Raw genomic sequence first — 18714 nt, 5'->3', positions numbered from 1 at the left:
ATGCTGCTCATCGCCTGCCCCTATTGCGGCGAACGCGACGAGACCGAGTTCCACTACGGTGGCCAGGCCCACGTCGCCCATCCCGCCGATCCCGAAGCCCTGACCGACGCCGAGTGGGCCGAATACCTCTTCGTCCGGGCCAACCCCAAAGGCCCCTTCGCCGAGCGGTGGTCACACGCCGCGGGCTGCCGCCGGTGGTTCAACGTGCTCCGGGACACCGCCACCCACCAGATCCTCGCCGTCTACCCCGCGGGCCAGCCGAAGCCGGTGATCGCGTGACCGGCGATCCCAACCGCCTCCCCGAAGGCGGACGCGTCGACCGCTCCGCAGTGCTCCGCTTCACATATGACGGCGTCGAGTACACCGGCCTGCGCGGCGACACCCTCGCCTCCGCCCTGCTGGCGAACGGGACGTCGCACACCGCCCGCAGCCAGTACCGCGACCGGCCGAGAGGAATCGTCGCGGCCGGTGTCGAGGAGACCAACGCCCTGGTCCAGATCGACGGATCGTGCTCGGAGCCGATGCAGCTCGCCACCACGGTCGAACTGTACGACGGTCTGTCCGCGACCGGCCTGTCCGGCCGCGGCCGTCTCGACCCCTCGGCCGACGAGGCCGTCTACGACAAGAAACACGTCCACACCGACGTCCTCGTCGTCGGCGGCGGTCCCGCCGGGCTCGCCGCCGCGGTCGCGGCCAGCCGTTCCGGCGCCCGGGTCGTCCTCGTGGACGACCAGTCCGAACTCGGCGGTGCGCTGCTGAGCGGGCACGAGACGATCGGCGGCCGCCCCGCGCTGGAGTGGGTGGACGAAGTCCAGGCCGAACTGGCCGCCGGACAGGAAGTACGGATCCTCACCCGCTCCACCGCCATCGGCTATCACGACCAGAACTACCTGCTCGTCGTCGAACGCCGCGCCGACCACCTGGCACCGCCGCCGCCGACCGGCGTCTCCCGCCGGCGCCTGTGGCACATCCGGGCCCGGCAGGTGGTGCTGGCGACCGGCGCCCACCAGCGGCCGATCATCTTCGCGGGCAACGATCGACCGGGCGTGATGTCGGCGGCGGCGGTCAGTACTTACGTCAACCGCTACGCGGTTCTGCCCGGCCGCCGGGCCGTCGTCTTCACCACTGACGACTCCGCCTACGCCACGGCGCTGGACCTGATGGCGGCGGGAACGGCGGTGCGCGCGGTCGTCGACACTCGCCCCGAGCCGCCCGCCGGACTGGTGGCCGCCGCCCGCGAAGCCGGGATCACCGTGGTGGCCGGATCGGCGGTCGTGGGAACCCGGGGCGAGGACGGACTGTCGGCCGTCCGGATCGCCGCACTGGCCGCGGACGACTCCCTGCGCGGCCCGGTCCGCGAGCTCGAATGTGATCTGCTCGCCGTATCAGGGGGCTGGAACCCGGCGGTGGAGCTGTGGAGCCAGGCCCAGGGCACGGTTCGGTACGACGAGGCACTGGCCGCCTTCGTCCCCGACCGGTGCGGCCAGCAGGTGGCGGTGGCCGGAGCCGTGAACGGCATCTTCGACCTGGCCGGCTGCCTGCTCGGCGGTTTCGTCGCCGGGGCGGAGGCCGCCACCCGCGCGGGGTTCGAGGCCGCCGTCCCGCCCGCGCCGCCGTATGTGGGCGACGAGCCGCCGTCCCCGCCGCGACCCGTGTGGCTGGTCCCCGGCGAGGAAGGCGACCCCTCGGTCTGGCACGAGCACTTCGTCGATCTGCAACGTGACGCCACCGTCGCGGACGTCCAGCGCGCCGTCCGGGCGGGGATGCGCTCCGTCGAGCACGTCAAGCGGTACACGACCATCGGCACCGCGCACGATCAGGGCAAGGCCTCCGGTGTGAGCGCCACCGGCGTCATCGCCCGGCTGCTCGGCGCCCGGTCACCGGGCGAAGTGGGCACGACCACCTTCCGCGGCCCGTACACGCCTGTCTCCTTCGCCGTGCTCGCCGGCCGGGAGCGCGGTCCGCTGTTCGATCCGGTGCGCACCACGTCCATCCACCCCTGGCACGAGCGCCGCGGCGCGGTGTTCGAGAACGTCGGCCAGTGGAAGCGTCCCAGGTACTATCCGGAGCCCGGCGAGGACATGAACGAAGCGGTGCTGCGGGAATGCGGTGCGGCCCGGAACGGCGTCGCGGTGATGGACGCCTCCACCCTGGGGAAGATCGACGTCGTCGGGCCGGACGCGGGAGTGTTCCTGGACCGCGTCTACACCAACGGCTTCGCCAAACTGGCGGTCGGATCGGCCCGCTACGGGATCATGTGCCGGGCCGACGGCATGGTCTTCGACGACGGCGTGACGCTCCGGCTGGCCGACGACCACTATTTCCTGACGACCACCACGGGCAACGCCGCGGGCGTCATGGACTGGCTGGAGGAGTGGCTCCAGACCGAGTGGCCGGAGCTGAGGGTACGCCTGACCTCCGTCACCGAACAATGGGTCACGGTCGCTGTGGTCGGTCCCCGATCGCGCGAGGTCGTCGCCGTCCTCGCCCCGGATCTGGACGTGGCGAACGACGCGTTCCCGTTCATGACGGCCCGGGAGACGACGCTCGCCGGCGGAGTGCCGGCGCGTGTCTGCCGCATCTCCTTCTCCGGCGAACTCGCTTACGAGATCAACGTGTCCAGCTGGTACGGACTGGCGGTCTGGGAAGCGGTGATGGCCGCCGGGGAGCCGCTCGGCATCACGCCGTACGGCACCGAGACCATGCACGTCCTGCGGGCCGAGAAGGGCTACCCGATCGTCGGGCAGGACACCGACGGCACGGTGACGCCGCGGGACCTGGGCATGGAGTGGATCATCTCCCAGCACAAGCAGTTCGTCGGCAAGCGGTCGCTCCGCCGGGCCGACACGTCCCGTGCCGATCGCCGGCAGCTGGTCGGGCTGCTGCCGCTGGACCCCGCCGAGCTGGTGCCGGAAGGCGCCCAGCTGGTTCCGGAGTCGGCGCTCGCCGAGATCGAAGCCGGGACCGGGCCCGTGCACGCCCTCGGGCACGTCACCTCCAGCTACCGCAGCGCGGCGTTGGGGCGGACGTTCGCCCTGGCGCTCGTCGAGGGCGGCCGGGAGCGGATCGGCCAGACCGTGTACGCGCCCCTGCCCGGTGGGCCGGTCGCGGTCAGGATCGCTGAACCAGTCCTCTACGACCCGAAGGGAACCCGCCGTGACGGCTGACACCCTGCGCCGCAGCCCGCTCGGGCACTTCGCGGAGCGTTTCGCGGAACGTGCGACGGAAGATGTGCGTCTGCGCGAGCTGCCGTTCCTGACCCAGCTCAACGTCCAGCTCGACCCGTCACGAGGATCGGGCGGCGGGGCCGAGCGGGTCGCCGCCGTCCTCGGCGCGCCGTTGCCGACGGTGCCGAACACCGTCTCCGAGGCGAACGGCCTGCGGTCGCTGTGGCTGGGCCCGCAGGAGTGGCTGGTGACCGGGCCGGCCGAGGTCGCGCAGGAAACGACGGCGCTGCTGCGCGCCGCCCTGGACGGTGAGCAGGCGTCGCTGGTGGACGTGTCCGCGAACCGGACGACCCTCGAGCTGTCCGGCCCGGCCGCTCGCGATGTGCTGGAGAAGGGATGCTCGCTCGACCTGCATCCGAGGGCGTTCGGCCCCGGCAGCTGTGCCCAGACGCTGCTGTCGAAGGTCAACGTGGTGCTGCATCAGACGGGCGCCGAGCCCACCTACCACTTGCTGGTGCGGGGCTCCTTCGCGCAGTACCTGGCGGACTGGCTGCTCGACGCGATGGGGGAGTTCCAGGCGATCAGCATTCGATGACGTTCACCGCGAGTCCGCCGCGTGCGGTCTCCTTGTACTTCACCGACATGTCGCGGGCCTTCACCGCGGCCATGCCGTTGTGGCCGTGACCGGTCGCGCCGAGCGAACCGAACAGCTCGGCGCGGACCCGGGCGACCTCGCCCAGCAGCCTCTCCTCGCCGAGCCGTTCGGTGAACATCCGGGCCGCGCGCATCGGCCCCACGGTGTGCGAACTCGACGGTCCGATGCCGATCGAGAACAAGTCGGAGACGCTGGTGGCCACGAGGCGGCGTCTCCCGTCACAGGTGGGCGTAGAGCGGGTACTTCGCGGCCAGCGCGGCGACGCGGGTCCTGAGCGCGGCGGTTGTGCGCTCGTCGAGGTCGGGCTTCAGGGCTTCGGCGATGACGTCGGCGACCTCACGGAAGTCGTCGGCCTGGAAGCCGCGCGTCGCCAGTGCCGGGGTTCCGATCCGCAGGCCGGAGGTGACCATGGGCGGCCGCGGGTCGTCCGGTACGGCGTTGCGGTTGACGGTGATGCCGACCTCGTGCAGACGGTCCTCGGCCTGCCGGCCGTCCAGAGCGCTCGCGCGCAGGTCGACGAGGACCAGGTGGACGTCGGTGCCGCCGGAGACCACCGAGACGCCGGCCTCGGCGGCGTCCGGCTCCAGCAGCCGCGCCGCGAGGATCCGGGCGCCCTCCAGGGTGCGTTCCTGACGCTCTCTGAACTCCGGTGACGCGGCGATCTTGAAGGCGACCGCCTTCGCGGCGATCACGTGCTCCAGCGGCCCGCCCTGCTGGCCGGGGAAGACCGAGGAGTTGATCTTCTTGGCGAGCTCGGCCCTGCTCAGGATCACGCCGCCCCGCGGACCGCCCAGGGTCTTGTGCGTGGTGGTGGTGACGACGTCCGCGTACGGCACCGGCGAGGGGTGCAGACCCGCGGCCACCAGTCCGGCGAAGTGCGCCATGTCCACCATCAGATGAGCCCCGACCTCGTCGGCGATGCGGCGGAAGCCGGGGAAGTCCAGGTGGCGCGCGTGGGCGGACCACCCCGCGACGATCAGTCGGGGCCGGTGCTCCTTGGCGAGGCGTTCGACCTCTTCCATGTCGACCCTGCCGGTCTCCCCGTCCACGTGGTAGGCGGCGACGTGGTAGAGCCGGCCGGAGAAGTTGATCCTCATGCCGTGGGTCAGGTGCCCGCCGTGCGCGAGGTCCAGGCCCAGGATGGTGTCGCCGGGTTCGAGCAGCGCGGCCATGGCGGCGGCGTTGGCCTGGGCGCCGGAGTGCGGCTGGACGTTGGCGTGTTCGGCGCCGAACAGGGCCTTGACCCGGTCGATCGCGATCTGCTCCACCACGTCGACGTGCTCGCAGCCGCCGTAATAGCGGCGGCCGGGATAGCCCTCGGCGTACTTGTTGGTCAGGACCGACCCCTGGGCCGCCATGACGGCCACCGGAGCGAAGTTCTCGGAGGCGATCATCTCCAGGGTGGTCTGCTGGCGGTGCAGTTCGGCGTCGACCGCCGCGGCGATCTCGGGGTCGAGGGAGTGCAGGGTCTGGTCCAGAAGCGTCATGCTCAGCTCCTTGCGGCCTCAGGGATGGGGAGGAGGGTTCTGCGAAGGCGGTTGAACAGTTTGGGCTGGTTGACGCCCAGCACGGCGACCTCGTGTCCGTCCCGGTGGTAGACGGCCACGAAGGAACGGTCGTCCACGGAGCCCTCGACGATCCGCGGTTCGTCGTCCGGGCCGACGTGCCCGGCCAGCTGGATCCGTACCTGGTACTGGTCGGACCAGAAGTAGGGAGGGACGGCGGCGGGCGCCAGGGAGCTGCCCGACAACAGCGTGCGCACCGCGGTCTTCGGTTGTTCGGTCGCGTGGGTCCAGTGCTCGATGCGCGACCGGCGTCCGGTGAAAGGGTCGGGGCAGCTGGCGACGTCGCCCACGGCCACGACGTTCGGAACGCTCGTCGCGCAGCCGCTGTCGCAGACCACTCCGTCGTCGACCTCGACGCCGGAGCCCGCGAGCCAACCGGTCGCGGGGCTGACCCCGACTCCCATGACGACGACGTCCGCGGGGAGCAGCCGGCCGTCACTCAGGCGGACGCCGCCGACCCGGTCCTCGCCGGTGAAGCCGCTGACGCCCACGCCGCAGAGCAGGCGGACGCCGTGGTCGCCGTGCAGGGCGGAGCAGACGCTCCCCATCTCCCGGCCGAGCGCCCGTTCCAGCGGGTGTTCCGCCGCCTCGACGACGGTGACGTCCAGGCCGAGCGCGCGGGCGGTGGAGGCCACCTCCGCGCCGATGAAGCCCGCTCCGATGACGACCACGGCCGGTCGGCCGGTGAGCAGATCGGCGCGCAGCGCCTCGGCGTCGTCCAGCGTGCGCAGCGTGTGGATCCCGCGGAGTCGGTCGCCGCCGGGGATCCTGCGGGGCACGGCGCCGGTCGCGATCACCACGGCGTCGGTCCGGATCTCGCGGCCGTCGTCCAGGTGGAGGGTGCGGTCGTGCGGGTCGAGCCGGAGCGCGCAGCGGCCGAGGAGCCAGCGTGCGTCCAGGTCCTGATACTCCTCCGCGGTGGCCAGTGCGAGCGCGTCCGCGTCCATCCCGCCCCTGAGGAACTCCTTGGACAGGGGCGGGCGGTCGTACGGCTCGTGGCGTTCCGCGCCGACCACGGTGAGCGAGCCGTCGTAGCCTTCGGCGCGAAGCCGGCGGACCGCGCTCCAGCCCGCCAGCGAGGCCCCGACGACGGTGACCGACCTCATGCCGGCTCGCCGACCGTGATGTGCAGGCGGATCTCGCCGTCCTCGACGGTGACCCGGTGGGTCCGCAGGGCCGCCTTGGCCGGCGGGCAGGTGGGGATGCCCGTCCGCAGGTCGAAGGCCGACGCGTGCAGGGGGCACTCGACGAGGCAGCCCTCGAGCCAGCCGTCGGCCAGCGAGGCGTCCTGGTGGGTGCAGGTGTCGTCCACGGCGTAGACGGTGCCGTCGGCGTTGAACACGGCGACCGGGGCCGGCACGTCGTTCGTCACGCGGACCGCCTCGCCCGGAGGGAGGTCTTCGATGCGGCACACCGTGATCATGGGAACCTCCGACTGAGGCGAGCGTGTAGCGTAATACACAACTCGATGCGGTATACGCAACAGATGGTCTCGGCTGTCCGGAGGGTTGTCAAGACTCGCCTCCGGCCGGTCCGGCCGGGCCGATGCCGCCTCACGAGGGCGCCGGAGAGCGCATAATGTTGCGTCATGGGCAACAGTGAGCAGTCCCCGGTCCAGTCCGTCGACCGGGCGGTGACCATCCTGGAGCTGCTGGCACGGCAGGGGGACACCGGCGTCACCGAGATCGCCGCGGAACTCGGGGTGCACAAGTCGACGGCCTTCCGGCTCGCCGCGGCCCTGGAGAAGCGCGGCCTGGTGGAGCAGCCGGGAGAGCGCGGGAAGTACCGCCTGGGGCTGGGGCTGGTCCGGCTCGCGGGAGCCGCGACCGTGCGGATGGACCTGACCCAGCAGAGCCGGCCGGTCTGCGAGCGGCTCGCCGTGGACGTCGCGGAGACCATCAACGTGGCGATCCTCGACGCGGACGCCGCCGTCAACGTCGACCAGGTGCTCGGCCCGTCGGCGATCACCACGCACAACTGGGTCGGCCAGCGCACCCCGCTGCACGCCACCTCCAGCGGCAAGGTGCTGCTGGCCCACCTGCCGCCCGCGGCGCTCGACGCGCGGCTCGCGGCGCCGCTGGAACGGTTCACGGCGCGTACGGTGACCGACGTCAAGGTCCTGCGGAAGGAGCTGGAGCGGGTCCGGCTGGAGGGCTACGCGTGCACCGTCGAGGAGCTGGAGGAGGGGCTCAACGCCGTCGCCGCGCCGGTCTTCGCCGACAACCGCCAGGTCGTCGCCGCGATCAGCGTGTCCGGTCCGTCGTTCCGGCTCACCGAGGAGCGGCTGGCGCAGGTGGCCGGCGCGGTGCGCGCCGCCGCGGCCGAGGTCTCGGCTCGGCTCGGCTACGTCGCGACCGGCTGAGGACCCCGCGCTGCCGCGCGGTCCTCAGCCGGTGTTCCCGGGTTCTCAGGCCGGGTCGAGCGCGAGGCCGTCGCCGGCCGCCGGCTGCGCCGTCGGGCCCGTCGTGCGGCGGTAGCGCAGGTAGAGCCCGAGACCCACCGCGGCGATCACGGTGGTGAACACGATGGCGCCCCACTGGAAGTACCAGTGGTCGCTTCCGTAGACGGCCGCCCGGGGCCAGGCGAGGTTGACGGTCATGGCGGCGCCGTAGAGCACCGCGACGAGGTTGGTCAGCAGCCCCCAGCGCCCGAGGCTGAAGTACGGACCGTGGTCGGAACGGGGCCACTCGCCGCGCAGCCGGTGCAGCAGCATCGGTCCGGTGACCATCAGGTAGGGGATGTAGAACAGGATGATGGCGACCGACGTCAGAATGTAGAAGACCCGCTGGTTGCCGATGTTGACCAGCAGCAGCGCGATCGTCAGCACACCGGTCAGCACGGCCGGCACGACGGGTGTCTTGGAGCGCGGTGAGACCTTCGCGATGGCGGCGCCGAACGGGAGCCGCCCGTCGCGGGCCATGGAGAACAGCAGCCGGATGGCCGCGGTCTGCACAGCCAGACAGCACACGGTGACGGCGATCGCCGAACAGACCAGGAACACGTCGCCCAAGCCGTTGCCGAGGGTGGACTTGACGAGGTAGGGCATGCCCAGCGTGCCGAGCTCCTGCGCCTTGATGTTACCCACCGCCATCATCCCGACGAGCATCAGCAGCCCACCGGCGAGGAAGGCGGCGGACAAGGCGCGGATGATCGCGCGCGGGGCGTGCCGGCGCGGCTCCCTGGTCTCCTCCGCCAGCGAGCCGGCGGTGTCGAACCCGTAGAAGACGTAGGCGCTCATGATCGAGGCGACCAGGAAGGCGCCGAGATACCCCCAGGAGTGGCCGGAGCCGGTGCTCTGGGCGTGCAGCACGACCTGCGGTCCGCGGCGGATGTGCACGGCCAGCATGACGATCAGCAGCGTGACGGCGATCAGCTCCACCGCCACCCCGAAGTTGTTGATCTTCGCCATCAGCCGCACGCCCACGATGTTCACCACCGTCGTGAACACCACCAGGCCCAGGGCGAGGATGATCGCGTTCTTGGCGCCGTTCGGCGTGGCGGTCAGCCCGGCGTCATCGGCCCCGCCGACGATCTGGAAGGCCAGGGACACCTGCGGCAGGATGATCTGGTAGGCGACGGCCACCGCGGCGGCGGTCACGACGGCGCCGATCGCCATGATCCAGCCGGCCATCCACGAGGTGACGGGCCGGGCGATCTGCTTCGACCACTGGTACACCCCGCCGGCGAGCGGGAACTGCCCGGCCATCTCGGCGAAGCACAGGGCCACGGCGAGCTGGCCGAGGAAGACCAGCGGCCACGACCAGATCATGGCCGGTCCCCCGGAGGCGAAGCCGAAGCCGAAGAGCTGGAACACGCCGGTCATGATCGAGATGTAGCTGAAGCCGGCGGCGAAGCTGGAGAAGGAGCCGAGGGAGCGGTGCAGCTCCTGGCGGTAGCCGAAACGGGCGAGGTCGTCGCTGTCGCCGCCGGGCGGGGGCGCGGTATCCGGACTGATGGTTCCCGGGTTGCTCATGGTCGCTCCATGGTCGCGATGGTCGGGATCGTCGGGATCGTCGGGAGGGGGATACGGGGAAGTGCGCAGAAGGGGGAAGGGGAGGACGGGCATCGGCGTGGCCGGCCGTTCGTGCGTCAGCCGGCGAACCAGCGCTGCGGCGCGGGGTCCAGCGTGCGCCAGACGTGCTTCGTTTCCTGATATTCGCGCAGGCCGGTGGGGCCGAGTTCCCGGCCGGTGCCGGACTGCTTGAAGCCGCCCCACTCGGCTTGTGGCACGTAGGGGTGGTAGTCGTTGATCCAGACGGTGCCCAGGCGCAGCCGGGCCGCGACCCGTTCACCGCGCGCCGCGTCCCGGGTCCACACGGCGCCCGCGAGGCCGTAGGGGGTGTCGTTCGCGAGCGCCACCACCTCGTCCTCGTCGTCGAACACCTCGATGGTGAGCACCGGGCCGAACACCTCCTCGCGCACGACCGTCATGCCGGCGTGGCACTCGTCGAGGACGGTCGGCCGCAGGAAGAACCCGTTCTGGAGCTCCGGCTCGGTGGGCCGGACTCCACCGGCCCGCAGCACCGCGCCCTCGGCGAGGGCGCCGGCCACGTGGCGCTCGACCTTCTCCCGGTGCGCGGCCGAGATCAGGGGCCCGGTCTCGGTCCCCTTGGTGAAGCCGTCGCCGAGCCGGATGAGGTCGGCACGCCGGGCGAGTTCCGCGGTGAACCCGCCGTGCAGGCTGCGGTGCAACAGCAGTCTGGAACCTGCTGAGCACACCTGGCCGGAGTGCAGGAACGCCGCCGTGAGGGCGAAGTCCACGGCGGCGTCGAGGTCGGCGTCGGGGAACACGATGTTCGGGTTCTTGCCGCCGAGTTCGAGGGCGACCCTCTTGACGGTCTCGGCGGCCGAGCGCATCACCGAGCGGCCGCTGACCGCCCCGCCGGTGAACGACACGAGATCCACGCTGGGATGCCCCGCGAGCACCGCGCCGACGGTACCGCCGCCCAGGACGAGGTTGGCGGTGCCGCTGGGAGCTCCGGCCTTGTCCAACAGCTCGTGGAGCAGTTCGAACAGGCGGATGGTGGTCAGCGGTGTCAGCTCACTGGGTTTGGCGACCACCGTGTTCCCGGCCGCCAGCGCGGGGGCGAGCTTCCAGGTGATCTGCAGCAGGGGATAGTTCCAGGGCGTGATCAGAGCGCAGACGCCGACCGGCTCGTGCACCACCTGGCTGATCGCCCCCGGTCGCCCGGTGTCCACCGGGCGTGGGGTGTCCGTGGTCGACAGGGCCGCGTAGTAGCGCAGCACCGCGGTGGAGTCGTCGACGTCGGTCTGGCTCTCGACCAGGGTCTTGCCGGTGTCGAGGGTCTCCAGCCGGGCGAGCTCCGCACGGTGCTCCTGGAGCGCGTCGGCCAGCCCGGTGAGGATGGCGGCTCGGTGCGCGCCGGAGGCCGTGGACCAGGCGCCGGCGTCGAACGCGGCGCGGGCGGCCCGCACCGCGCGATCCGCGTCCCCGGCCGAAGCCTCGGCGACGGTGGCTATCACGGACGCGTCGAAGGGGTTGACGATCTCCCGGCTGCCGTCGTTCTCGGCGGGTGACCACGTGCCGTCGATGAGGAGCAAGGGGACGCCTCCTTCTCGGAGTTGCGCTATGCGATACTCGCGCCTTTATGCGCAACGGTTGCGCCGAGTATGGAAGTGGTCACGGGTGCTGTCAAGGGCCCGGTGCGCCGCCGCCGAGGGGCTCTTGACAGGGCTCACCCCCAGCTCCAGTCTGTTCCTTAATACGCACCATCTTTCGTATCGTGCAACTCAGCAACTCGGCGCTCCCTCATTGAGAGGACGATTCCGTTGCCAGTCCACCCGAAAGTCGTGATCATCGGTGCCGGGATCGTGGGCTGCGCGCTGAGCGACGAGCTCACCGCGCGCGGCTGGACCGACGTCACCGTGCTGGAACAGGGCCCGCTGTTCGCGGCCGGCGGTTCCAGCTCCCACGCCCCCGGCCTGGTCTTCCAGACGAACGCGTCCAAGACCATGACGGAGTTCGCCTCCTACACCGTGCGCAAGTACTCCTCCCTGACGTTGGACGGAAAGTGGTGCTTCCAGCAGGTGGGCGGCCTCGAAGTCGCCACCACGCCGGAACGCCTGGCCGAGCTGAGCCGCAAACACGGCCTGGCGACCGCGTGGGGCGTCCACAGCGCACTGCTCGACCCCGAGCAGTGCGCCTCCCTGCACACCCTGCTCGACCCGAGCCGGGTGCTCGGCGGCTTCCACGTGCCCACCGACGGACTGGCCAAGGCGCTTCGGGCCGGTGAGGCGCAGGCCCGGCGGGCGATCGACCGCGGCGCCCGTTTCCTGGCCCGCCACACCGTCATCGGCGTCGAATCGGCGAACGGCCGCGTCACCGGCGTCCGTACGGACCAGGGGTCCTTCCCCGCCGACGTGGTCGTCTCCTGCGCCGGCTTCTGGGGCCCGGAGGTCGGCAAGCTGGCCGGCGTGTCCGTCCCGCTGTTGCCGCTGGCCCATCAGTACGTGAAGACCACTCCGCTGTCCGTGCTCGCGGGCGTCAACGCCGAGGAACTGGAAGCCTCCAAGCCGATCCTGCGACACCAGGACCGCGACCTCTACTACCGGGAACACGGCGACCGGATCGGCATCGGCTCCTATGCCCACCGCCCGATGCCCGTCGACCTCGGCGACATCCCCCACCCCGAAGCCGGCGCGCCCCTGATGCCCTCGATGCAGCCCTTCACCCCGGAGGACTTCGAGCAGTCCTGGGAGGACAGCAAAGCTCTCCTCCCGGCGCTCGCCGGAGCGAAGGTGGAGGAGGGCTTCAACGGCATCTTCTCCTTCACCACCGACGGGTTCCCGCTGATGGGCGAAGCACCGGAGCTCCGCGGCTTCTGGCTCGCCGAGGCGGTGTGGGTGACGCACTCCGCGGGCGTGGCCAAGGCGATGGCGGAATGGCTGGTCGAGGGCACCCCGCGCACCGACGTCCACGAATGCGACATCAACCGCTTCGAGCCGATGCAGCTGGCGCCGACCTATGTCCGGCAGCGTGGTGCCCAGAACTTCATCGAGGTCTACGACATCATCCATCCCCTCCAGCCGATGGAAGAGCCGCGTCCGCTGCGGTTGAGCCCCTTCCACTCCCGGCAGCGCGAACTGGGCGCCTTCTTCCTGGAGGCGTCGGGATGGGAGAGGCCGCACTGGTACGAGGCGAACGCCGCGCTGCCCGGCATCGAGGAGATCCCCGGCAGGGGAGCGTGGGCCTCGCGGTACTGGTCGCCGATCGCCGGCGCCGAGGCTCTGGCCACCCGCGAGCGGGTCGCGTTGTTCGACATGACAGCGCTGAAGCGGCTGGAAGTCTCCGGGCCGGGCGCGCTGGGCTTCCTCCAGCGGCTGACCACCAACCAGCTCGACAAAGCCGTCGGCTCGGTCACCTACACCCTTCTGCTCGACGAGACCGGGGGCGTACGCAGCGACCTGACAGTGGCCAGACTCGCCGAGCACACGTTCCAGATCGGCGCCAACGGCAATCTCGACCTCGACTGGTTCACCCGGCACCTCGACGCGGACGGCTCGGACGGTTCGGACGGCTCGGGCGGCTCGGGCGGCTCGGGCGGCTCGGACGGCTCTGTCCACGTCCGCGACATCACCGCCGGCACCTGCTGCCTCGGCGTCTGGGGTCCGCTCGCCCGCGATCTGGTGCAGCCGCTCACCAGCACGGACTTCTCCCACAAGGGGTTCGGCTACTTCAAGGCCAAGCAGGCCCACCTCGGCCACGTACCCGTCACCGCCATGCGCCTGTCCTACGTCGGCGAGCTCGGCTGGGAGCTGTACACCACGGCGGACCTGGGCGCCAAGCTGTGGGACACCCTCTGGGCCGCGGGAAAGAAGCTGGGAATCCTCGCCGCCGGACGCAGCGCCTTCAACAGCATGCGCCTGGAGAAGGGCTACCGCTCCTGGGGCACCGACATGACCACCGAACACAACCCCTACGAGGCCGGACTCGGCTTCGCCGTCCGCATGGACAAGGGCGACTTCGTGGGACGCGAAGCGCTCGTGGGCGTGTCGGAGCAGACGGTGGCTCGGCGGCTGACCTGCCTGGTGCTCGACGATCCGCAAGCGGTCGTCATGGGCAAGGAGCCGGTCTATGTCGACGGCGCCCCCGCGGGATACGTGACCAGCGCGGCCTACGGATACAGCGTCGGCGCGTCGATCGCCTACGCCTGGCTGCCCAGCGCGGCCGCGGCGGCCGGTACCCGAGTGGAGGTGGAGTATTTCGGCGAACTGCTCTCCGCCACCGTCTCCGAGGAACCGTTGTTCGACCCGGCGATGGCCCGCATCCGCCGCTGACCAAGCGCTCGCCGACGCGTCCCGCCTGCGAACCGCTCCAGATCTCCCGACGCCCTGTTCATACAGTGAAAGGCACCGTGCAGTGACCGAGACCGAGCTTCCCTCCAGCCTGATCCCCACCCTGCCCGGCTCCTCCTACACCGACCCGCAGATCTTCGCCCTCGAACAGGAGATGATCTTCGAGCGGATGTGGTTCTGCGCCGCCCGGTCCTCGGACCTGGACACGCCGGGCAAGTTCCAGACCGTCCAGGTGGGCCGCGAAAGCGTACTGGTCGCCCGATCCCGCGACGGCGGCGTCAACGCGTTCCTCAACATCTGCCGGCACCGCGGCGCACGTCTGTGCACCGAGGAAAGCGGCGAGGTCAAGCGCGCCTTCCAATGCCCCTACCACGCCTGGACCTACGGCCTCGACGGCAAGCTCGTCGCCGCGCCGAACCTGACCAGCATGCCGGACGTCGACCGCACCACCTACGGCCTGCTGCGCGTCCACGTGCGCGAATGGCTCGGCTACGTCTGGGTGTGCCTGGCGCAGGAGCCGCCGTCCTTCGAAGACGACGTCGTCGCGGCGGCCACCGAGCGCCTCGGCGACGCCGAGGCCATCAAGCGCTACCAGGTCGAGGGACTGGCCGTGGGCCGCCGCATCCGCTACGACGTCAAGGCCAACTGGAAGCTGATCGTCGAGAACTTCATGGAGTGCTACCACTGCGCGACGATCCACCCGGAGCTCACCGAGGTCCTGCCGGAGTTCGCCGACGGCTACGCCGCTCAGTACTACGTGGGCCACGGCGCGGAGTTCGGCGGCGAGATCCAGGGCTTCACCGTCGACGGCGGCGAGGGAGTCGACCGGATCCCGACCGTTTCCGAGGACCAGGACCGCCGCTACTACGCGATCACCGTCAAGCCGCAGGTCTTCATCAACCTCGTCCCGGACCACGTGATCGTCCTGCGGATGTATCCGCTCGCCGCCGATCACACCGTCGTCGACTGCGACTGGCTCTTCCTCCCCGGCGTGGTGGACTCCGGGCAGGACGTCAGCCGCTCGGTGGAACTGTTCCACCGCGTCAACACGCAGGACTTCGACGCCTGCGAGCGCTGCCAGCCGGCCATGGATTCCCGCGGCTACCGCGACGGCGGCGTGCTGGTGCCGAGCGAGCACCACATCGCGGCGTTCCACGAGTGGGTGAACGACCGTCTGCGCGGATGACGCAGCCCGCCCCGGACCGCGTGCGTCCGGCACTCCCCACCACCCCGTCGACAGGAAGGCTCGGTTCCATGTCCCAGAAGGTCAACGCCGTCATCGCCGGCGGCAAGGGCGCGCCGGTGCGCATCGAGACGATCATCGTCCCGGACCCCGGCCCCGGCGAGGCGGTGGTGGCGGTCCAGGCGTGCGGGGTGTGCCACACCGACCTCCACTACCGGGAAGGCGGCATCAACGACGACTTCCCGTTCCTTCTCGGCCACGAGGCCGCCGGAGTGGTGGAGTCGGTCGGGGAAGGCGTCACCGAGGTGGCGCCCGGCGACTTCGTGATCCTCAACTGGCGCGCGGTATGCGGTCGGTGCCGCTCCTGTCTGCGGGGACGGCCCTGGTACTGCTTCAACACCCACAACGCCACGCAGAAGATGACCCTCGACAACGGAACCGAGCTCTCACCGGCGCTGGGCATCGGCGCCTTCGCCGAGAAGACGCTGGTCGCCGCCGGACAGTGCACGAAGGTGGACCCCGCCGCCTCACCGGCGGCCGCGGGCCTGCTGGGCTGCGGCGTGATGGCCGGTCTCGGCGCCGCGATCAACACCGGCGGCGTCAGCCGCGGCGACTCGGTCGCGGTGATCGGCTGCGGCGGCGTCGGCGGCGCCGCGATCGCCGGCTCCCGCCTGGCCGGGGCGGCGAAGATCATCGCCGTGGACGTCGACGACCGCAAGCTCGAAGGCGCGCGCCGGCTCGGCGCCACCCACACCGTCGACTCCCGGAGCATCGACGCGGTCGCCGCCATCCGCGATCTGACCGGCGGCTTCGGCGCCGACGTCGTCATCGACGCGGTGGGCCGTCCAGAGACCTACAAGCAGGCCTTCCACGCCCGCGACCTGGCCGGCACAGTGGTCCTGGTCGGCGTGCCCACCCCGGAGATGACCCTCGAACTCCCGCTGCTGGACGTCTTCGGCCGCGGCGGCGCGCTGAAGTCGTCCTGGTACGGCGACTGCCTGCCCAGCCGCGACTTCCCGACGCTGATCGACCTGTACCTCCAGGGACGTCTGGACCTGGACGCGTTCGTCAGCGAGACGATCGGCCTGGAGGACGTCGAGGAGGCCTTCGCCCGCATGCACCGCGGCGAGGTCCTGCGCTCCGTGGTGGTCTTCCCATGATCCAGCACCTGGTCACCTCCGGAACGTTCACCCTGGACGGCGGTCGCTGGGACGTCGACAACAACGTCTGGATCGTCGGCGACGACCGGGAAGTGGTGGTGATCGACCCGGCCCACGACGCCGACGCCATAGCGGCGGCCGTGGGGGAGCGTACGCTGCTCGCCATCCTGTGCACCCACGCCCACAACGACCACATCAACGCCGCCCCGGACCTTGCCGACCGCACCGGCGCACCCGTCCTCCTCCACCCCGACGACCGAGTCCTGTGGAAACAGACCCATGTCGAAGACGACCCGGACGACGATCTCCCCGACGGGGCGGTACTCGAGGTCGCCGGCATCGAGATACGCGTCCTGCACACTCCTGGCCACACGCCCGGCGGCGTATGCCTCTATGCACCCGCGCTAAGCACTGTCTTCACAGGAGACACGCTCTTCCACGGCGGACCGGGCGCCACAGGGCGCTCGTTCTCCGACTTCCCCACCCTCGTCGGCTCGATCCGCGACCGGCTGCTCACGCTGCCCGAGGCGACCGCGGTCCACACCGGCCACGGCGATCCGACCACGATCGGCGGGGAGGCCCCCCACCTGGAGGAGTGGATCGCCCGCGGCTGGTGATCAGGGCTCACTTCGCGGCGTCGGCCCGGTGTCCGTGGCCTGGTGTCCGTGGCCGGCTCGGGCTCTTCGCCGTCGCCGATCGCCAAGAAGGCCGGTCCGCGAACCGTCGAGGTTCGCGAACCGGCCCGGTAGTGCGTCTTCCTAGCGCGCGGGGCGGATCAGGTCGTGGTCATCCCTGACGCCGTCACGCAGCTCGCTGTACTGCGATCCGGATCCGGTGGACGCCGAGCGCGCCGACGCCGCCGGCACCGTGGCCGGCGGAACCTCGTCCGAGCACACGGTGCCCGCCTTCGGAAGCGTCAGGTCGGCCAGGTAGCTCGCGACCGCGTCGGTCACGCACGCGCTCCTGCCGAAGGCCGTGTGTCCTTCGGCGTCGAACGTCAGCAGCCTGGCGTTGTCGAAGGTCCTCGAAAGGGCGACGGCGTCCTGGTAGGGCGTGTCCGGGTCGTGGGTGGTGCCGATGACGAGGATCGGTGCGGAGCCCGCGGCCCGGTAGGACCCGCCGTAGCGGCTGACCCGCTCGACCGGCCACTGGACGCAGGCCGGAGCGCTGTTCTGGTCGTACATCGGCGGCGCGTAGGCCCAGGGCGCGCCGAGCAGCGGGGCCTCGTCGGCGCTGGCGGTGACGTGCCGCTCCAGCTTGCTCAGACTGGTCGGGAAGTCCCGGTCGTTGCAGGAGACCACCGTGTTGGGGTTGAGCTGGTCGTAGCTGGCCGGGGACGGCGGCCTGAGCAGGAAACTGTTCGGATCGCGCTGCTGCGCCTGGTGCAGGGCCTGGCCGAACGAAGGCCAGATCACCTTGCCCGCGTCCATGTTGAACAGGAGGCGGTAGGCCAGGGTGAAGCCGTTCGCCTTCTTGCCGGTGGGCAGCTGGACGGGATTGGCGTCCAGATCGCTCTTGAGAGCGGTGAAGGCGGCCCGGGGGTCGCCGTCGCCGAACCCGCACTGCGTCTGGTTCTGGGCGCACCAGTCGAGGAAGTCGTCCATCGCCGCGTCCAGTGCGACGTACTGCGGCTCGTCGTAGGCGTACGGCTGGTCCGCGTAGTGCTTCGGGTCGTAGGCGCCGTCCAGCGCCATGGCACGGACCCTGTGGGGGAACATGGCCGCGTAGACGGTGCCGACGTAGGTGCCGAACGACCGGCCGTAGAACGTGAGTTGCTGCTCGCCGAGAGCCTGGCGGAGCAAGTCGATGTCACGGGCGACGTACTGCGTGCCGAACAGGCCGGCGGTGTCGCCGAGCTTGGTCACACAGTTCTGGTCGAAGTCCGCGGCCACCTTGACGGCCGTGTCGAAAGCGTCCGGGCCGGGGACTCCCTTGGTCGCGGCGACAGCCGCGTCGTACTGGTCGTCGCTGTAGCACTCGACCTGCGAGCTGGTGCCGATCCCCCGGGGATCGAAGCTGACGACGTCGAACCGGTCGCGCAGGGCGCTCGGCAGGTCCGCGTAGTTGTCACGCGCGAAGCTCAGGCCACTGCTACCCGGGCCGCCGGGCTCCATCCACAGGGTGCCCACGCGCTGGGCCGGGTCCGCGGCCCGGTGCCGGATCATGTGCAGGGTGATGGTGCGGCCGTGGGGGTCGCGGTAGTCCAGCGGCACGGCCGCATCGCTGCATTCGAAGCCGCCGGTGCAGTCCGACCAGCTGAGTACCGGAACCGGTGCTCCGTTCCCCTGCGGCGTGGACGGGCTGGCCGCCGCGATCGAGGTTGCCGCCCCGCTGATCAGGGTCGCGGCGGCCAGGATCGCGGTGAGCCGTCGTCCGGTGCGGTTGTGGGTATGCGTATCAAGGTTCGGTCGAGGCTGGCCGAGGTCCGGCATGTCGGCCGCTCGCACGTCATCGATGGTCAAGGAACAACCCTTCTTCCCGTTGGCCGGCTGCGATCACCGGCGTGACCACTGTATGTCAGACCATGTATTCAGTGCGCCGGAAGTCGGGCGTGGTCGGGAAATGGCAGGAGTCCGCCACTCGCGTTGAGCGGTGCTGGGATCGTGCGGCCCAATGCCGTCAGCTCGTAACTGACGCTCGGTGGTGCGGTGGGATGGAACGCACTGAC

The 18714-nt window shown here is 70.8% G+C and carries 14 protein-coding genes and 1 pseudogene; 8 read left to right on the top strand and 7 right to left on the bottom strand.

The window, feature by feature from the left end; translation table 11 throughout:
- The 3 genes from ABD466_RS27785 to ABD466_RS27775 are packed head-to-tail and all read left to right on the top strand — an operon-like array spanning nucleotide 1 to nucleotide 3762.
- The gene (locus ABD466_RS27785) at nucleotides 1-279 is read left to right on the top strand and encodes a sarcosine oxidase subunit delta (protein ID WP_344660136.1); all 279 of its coding nucleotides are present in this window, start codon (nucleotides 1-3) and stop codon (nucleotides 277-279) included.
- Entirely contained in the window at nucleotides 276-3167 is a 2892-nt protein-coding gene (locus tag ABD466_RS27780) for a sarcosine oxidase subunit alpha family protein (RefSeq protein WP_344660135.1), read from the top strand. The genes ABD466_RS27785 and ABD466_RS27780 overlap by 4 nt, the downstream gene beginning before the upstream one ends.
- Nucleotides 3157-3762, top strand: a complete 606-nt coding sequence (locus ABD466_RS27775; protein ID WP_344660134.1) for a sarcosine oxidase subunit gamma — start codon at nucleotides 3157-3159, stop codon at nucleotides 3760-3762. Before ABD466_RS27780 ends, ABD466_RS27775 begins: the two co-directional genes overlap by 11 nt.
- Before the next feature lie 61 nt (nucleotides 3763-3823).
- Here ABD466_RS27775 and ABD466_RS27770 read toward each other — a convergent pair.
- From ABD466_RS27770 to ABD466_RS27755, 4 genes and pseudogenes are all read right to left on the bottom strand, one after another.
- Nucleotides 3824-4024: pseudogene (locus tag ABD466_RS27770) on the bottom strand (serine dehydratase beta chain); the annotation flags it as partial.
- 16 nt (nucleotides 4025-4040) lie between these two features.
- A complete protein-coding gene (gene glyA, locus ABD466_RS27765; RefSeq protein ID WP_344660133.1) occupies nucleotides 4041-5309 on the bottom strand; it encodes a serine hydroxymethyltransferase in 1269 nt (422 codons plus the stop codon).
- Between the two features lie 2 nt (nucleotides 5310-5311).
- Complete coding sequence (locus ABD466_RS27760) at nucleotides 5312-6493, bottom strand: NAD(P)/FAD-dependent oxidoreductase (protein WP_344660132.1); 1182 nt, start codon at nucleotides 6491-6493, stop codon at nucleotides 5312-5314.
- Nucleotides 6490-6810, bottom strand: coding sequence for a bifunctional 3-phenylpropionate/cinnamic acid dioxygenase ferredoxin subunit (locus ABD466_RS27755; protein ID WP_344660131.1), 321 nt, complete (start codon nucleotides 6808-6810; stop codon nucleotides 6490-6492). The genes ABD466_RS27760 and ABD466_RS27755 overlap by 4 nt, the downstream gene beginning before the upstream one ends.
- A 165-nt stretch (nucleotides 6811-6975) precedes the next feature.
- On the opposite strand from ABD466_RS27755, the gene ABD466_RS27750 reads away from it, so the two are divergent.
- Nucleotides 6976-7749, top strand: coding sequence for an IclR family transcriptional regulator (locus ABD466_RS27750; protein WP_344660130.1), 774 nt, complete (start codon nucleotides 6976-6978; stop codon nucleotides 7747-7749).
- Nucleotides 7750-7794: 45 nt separating this feature from the next.
- Here the strand turns inward: ABD466_RS27750 and ABD466_RS27745 are convergent, their stop codons facing one another.
- Nucleotides 7795-9360 carry an APC family permease gene (locus tag ABD466_RS27745; protein ID WP_344660129.1) on the bottom strand — a complete coding sequence of 522 codons (1566 nt, stop codon included), beginning with the start codon at nucleotides 9358-9360 and terminating at the stop codon, nucleotides 7795-7797.
- Between the two features lie 116 nt (nucleotides 9361-9476).
- Nucleotides 9477-10949, bottom strand: a complete 1473-nt coding sequence (locus ABD466_RS27740) for an aldehyde dehydrogenase family protein (protein WP_344660128.1) — start codon at nucleotides 10947-10949, stop codon at nucleotides 9477-9479.
- A 228-nt stretch (nucleotides 10950-11177) separates the two neighbouring features.
- Here ABD466_RS27740 and ABD466_RS27735 point away from each other — a divergent pair, with 228 nt between their 5' ends.
- The 4 genes from ABD466_RS27735 (at nucleotide 11178) to ABD466_RS27720 (ending at nucleotide 16663) form a co-directional block, all read left to right on the top strand.
- Nucleotides 11178-13685, top strand: coding sequence for a GcvT family protein (locus tag ABD466_RS27735; RefSeq protein WP_344660127.1), 2508 nt, complete (start codon nucleotides 11178-11180; stop codon nucleotides 13683-13685).
- A gap of 82 nt (nucleotides 13686-13767) precedes the next feature.
- Nucleotides 13768-14889, top strand: coding sequence for an aromatic ring-hydroxylating oxygenase subunit alpha (locus ABD466_RS27730; RefSeq protein WP_344660126.1), 1122 nt, complete (start codon nucleotides 13768-13770; stop codon nucleotides 14887-14889).
- Between the two features lie 68 nt (nucleotides 14890-14957).
- On the top strand, nucleotides 14958-16046 hold the full coding sequence (locus ABD466_RS27725; protein ID WP_344660125.1) for an S-(hydroxymethyl)mycothiol dehydrogenase: 1089 nt from the start codon (nucleotides 14958-14960) through the stop codon (nucleotides 16044-16046).
- Nucleotides 16043-16663: an MBL fold metallo-hydrolase gene (locus tag ABD466_RS27720; RefSeq protein WP_344660124.1), complete on the top strand. Its 621-nt coding sequence runs from the start codon at nucleotides 16043-16045 to the stop codon at nucleotides 16661-16663. Before ABD466_RS27725 ends, ABD466_RS27720 begins: the two co-directional genes overlap by 4 nt.
- Before the next feature lie 141 nt (nucleotides 16664-16804).
- Here the strand turns inward: ABD466_RS27720 and ABD466_RS27715 are convergent, their stop codons facing one another.
- On the bottom strand, nucleotides 16805-18478 hold the full coding sequence (locus tag ABD466_RS27715) for an alpha/beta hydrolase (protein ID WP_344660180.1): 1674 nt from the start codon (nucleotides 18476-18478) through the stop codon (nucleotides 16805-16807).
- Nucleotides 18479-18714: the final 236 nt, after the last annotated feature.

Source organism: Catenulispora subtropica (assembly GCF_039531675.1).
In the GTDB taxonomy this organism is placed as follows: Bacteria; Actinomycetota; Actinomycetes; order Streptomycetales; family Catenulisporaceae; genus Catenulispora; species Catenulispora subtropica.
This window is presented reverse-complemented; position numbering and strand designations above follow the sequence as displayed.

Coding starts and splice junctions, on each gene's coding strand:
- ABD466_RS27785 (WP_344660136.1), top strand. CDS start 1: ATGCTGCTCATCGCCTGCCCCTATTGCGGCGAACGCGACGAGACCGAG.
- glyA (WP_344660133.1), bottom strand. CDS start 5,309: ATGACGCTTCTGGACCAGACCCTGCACTCCCTCGACCCCGAGATCGCC.
- ABD466_RS27760 (WP_344660132.1), bottom strand. CDS start 6,493: ATGAGGTCGGTCACCGTCGTCGGGGCCTCGCTGGCGGGCTGGAGCGCG.
- ABD466_RS27755 (WP_344660131.1), bottom strand. CDS start 6,810: ATGATCACGGTGTGCCGCATCGAAGACCTCCCTCCGGGCGAGGCGGTC.
- ABD466_RS27750 (WP_344660130.1), top strand. CDS start 6,976: ATGGGCAACAGTGAGCAGTCCCCGGTCCAGTCCGTCGACCGGGCGGTG.
- ABD466_RS27745 (WP_344660129.1), bottom strand. CDS start 9,360: ATGAGCAACCCGGGAACCATCAGTCCGGATACCGCGCCCCCGCCCGGC.
- ABD466_RS27725 (WP_344660125.1), top strand. CDS start 14,958: ATGTCCCAGAAGGTCAACGCCGTCATCGCCGGCGGCAAGGGCGCGCCG.
- ABD466_RS27720 (WP_344660124.1), top strand. CDS start 16,043: ATGATCCAGCACCTGGTCACCTCCGGAACGTTCACCCTGGACGGCGGT.
- ABD466_RS27715 (WP_344660180.1), bottom strand. CDS start 18,478: ATGCCGGACCTCGGCCAGCCTCGACCGAACCTTGATACGCATACCCAC.